Annotated in this window: 1 protein-coding gene; it reads right to left on the reverse strand. The window is 71.0% G+C overall.

Features of this window, described 5'->3' with window-relative positions; translation table 11 throughout:
• Positions 1–222 precede the first annotated feature (222 nt).
• On the reverse strand, positions 223–2034 hold the full coding sequence (locus ACIQOV_RS37145) for an amino acid transporter (protein ID WP_401055204.1): 1812 nt from the start codon (positions 2032–2034) through the stop codon (positions 223–225).
• Positions 2035–2496 lie beyond the last annotated feature (462 nt).

The raw sequence follows: 2496 nt of genomic DNA on the forward strand, positions 1-2496 counted from the left end.
ACCCCGCCACCGAACAATTTTCCCCACCACACGCTCTTCCTACCGCCCGGCCCCCACCCCCGCCCCACCGACCCGCCGCCCGCGCCCGCCCCGGCGCGGGCGGCGGTCCGTCGTTCACGCCGTTCCCGTCCGACGCCGTTCCCGTCCGACACGCCGACGGCCCGCCCGCTCACTCGGAGCGGGCGGGCCGTCGGCGTGTCGCCCAGGGCGGACGGGCCCCGGTCAGCCGACGTGCACGCGCGGGCGGCGCGAGCGGTCCGGCTCGGCCTCGCGCAGCACCTCGCGGGTGACCGGCGCGACCTCGCCCTGCCCGAACAGGAAGAACCGCAGGAACTGGGCGAAGGGGCTGCCCTCGGTCCACTCGAAGTAGAGGTGCGGCTGCTGCCCGGTGCGGTCCCGGATGTTCAGCGCGAGCGCGGCGAGCGCGTTCGGGATGCTGGAGCTCTCCAGGGTGAGCACCCGGTAGCGGCCGTGCAGCACCTCTCCGCGCACGGTGAGCTCGGCCTCGAAGTCGGAGGCGTCGCGGACGGTCACCTCGACGAAGACCAGGTCGTCCTCGCCGGGGATGTCGTTGTCGGCGCGGATCTGGCGGATCTTGTCGCGGTACTCGGCGACGTCGCGGTGGCTCGGCTCGTTGGCGATCAGTCGCAGCGGGCGGTGCGCGTAATCCCTGATGAAACGTTCCGCCACATCGTCCATGGCCACATTGGTGACGCGCAGCTCGAAGGCGCGGCGCAGCCGGGAGAGCAGCGAGACCAGGATGATCCCGGCGATGAAGCAGGCACCGATCTTCAGACCGTCCGGCCGCTCCAGCACGTTCAGCACGGTGGTGTAGAGGAAGATCGCCGAGATGACCGCGAAGGCGACGGTCCATCCGCGCTCGCGCTTGCGGTAGGCGGCGATGGTCACCGCGATGGCGGCGGAGCTGATCAGCACCAGCACGCCGGTCGCGTACGCGCCGCCCTGGGCGTCCACGTTCGCGTCGAAGATCCAGGTGACCAGGAAGCCGATCAGGGTCAGCACGATCACCATCGGCCGCACCGCGCGCGCCCAGTGCGGGGCCATGCCGTAGCGCGGCAGGTAGCGGGGCAGCAGGTTGAGCATGCCCGCCATGGCGGAGGCGCCGGCGAACCAGAGGATCGCGATGGTGGAGAGGTCGTAGACGCTGCCGAAGGCGCCGCCCAGGTACTCGTGCGCCAGGAACGCCAGGGCGCGGCCGTTGGCGTCGCCGCCGGGCTTGAACTGGTCGGCCGGGATGAGCAGCGTGGTGATGAAGCTGGTGGCGATCAGGAAGCAGCTCATGATCACGGCGGAGGTGGTCAGCAGCTTGCGGGTGCCGCGGATCCGGCCCGCCGGGTCGGCCTCGGTGTCGGTCGGGTCGCCCTTGATGTGCGGCATCACGGCGACACCGGTCTCGAAGCCGGACAGGCCGAGCGCCAGCTTCGGGAAGGTCACCAGGGCCACGCCGACCATGACGATCGGGTTGCCGTGCTGGAGGGTCAGCGCGTGCGACCAGTCGGTGACCACGTGCGGCGCCTCGATGATCTTCCAGAGGCCGACGGCCACCACGACCACGTTCAGCACCAGGTAGGTCCCGACCAGGAACACCGCCAGGCCGATCGCCTCGCTGAAGCCCTTGAGGAAGACCGCGCCGAGCAGCGCCACCAGGACCATTGTGATCACCACCTGCTTGCCGCCGAGGAAGCCGGTCAGGTGCGGGTTCTCCACCAGGTGCGCGCTCGCGTCGGCGGCGGACAGGGTGATGGTGATCAGGAAGTCCGTGGCCGCGAAGCCGAGCAGCGCGAGGACGAACAGCTTGCCCTTCCAGAACGACAGCAGCCGCTCCAGCATCGCGATCGAGCCCTCGCCGTGCGGGCTCTCCTTGGCCACCCGCCGGTAGACCGGCAGCGCGCCCAGCAGGGTGACCACCACCAGCACGATGGTGGCGATCGGCGACAGCACGCCCGCGGCGAGGGCGGCGATGCCCGGCTGGTAGCCGAGCGTCGAGAAGTAGTCCAGGCCGGTCAGGCACATCACCCGCCACCAGCGCTGGCCGGCCTGCGCACCGTGCCCGGCGGAGTCCCCCGCCGCCGGGCCCTCGGGCGACGCCTCCGGGGCGCCCTCCGCCGCGGTCGGCTGCGCGGGCTTCTCCGCGGTCACGTCCTCCAGCAGCCAGCTGCGGAGGCGTATTCGCGCCGACGGCGCGTCCGTCTCCGCCGTCCCCGTCGTACCCGACGAAACCACCTTGCACCTCTTGTTTAAAGACCCCGTAAAACGCCGTCGGGCGACGGCCGTGCGAAACGCTATGCGACGGCCGTTAAGGATCCGTCATCGGGCCGCGTTAAGAAAACGTCATGACGGCGCAGGTCGGCGCGGGTGGCACGGGGTGGCACGGTGCGACCGGACGGGTGCCGGGGAGGAAATGACCCCGAACCGTTCCGCCGGTTCGGGGTCATTTCGGGGGTCAAGTCCGGCATCCCCTTCCTCGGGGGTGGG

It is taken from the genome of Kitasatospora sp. NPDC091257, from assembly GCF_044757675.1.
Taxonomy (GTDB): domain Bacteria; phylum Actinomycetota; class Actinomycetes; order Streptomycetales; family Streptomycetaceae; genus Kitasatospora; species Kitasatospora lactacystinica.

Coding starts and splice junctions, on each gene's coding strand:
- ACIQOV_RS37145 (WP_401055204.1), bottom strand. CDS start 2,034: ATGTGCCTGACCGGCCTGGACTACTTCTCGACGCTCGGCTACCAGCCG.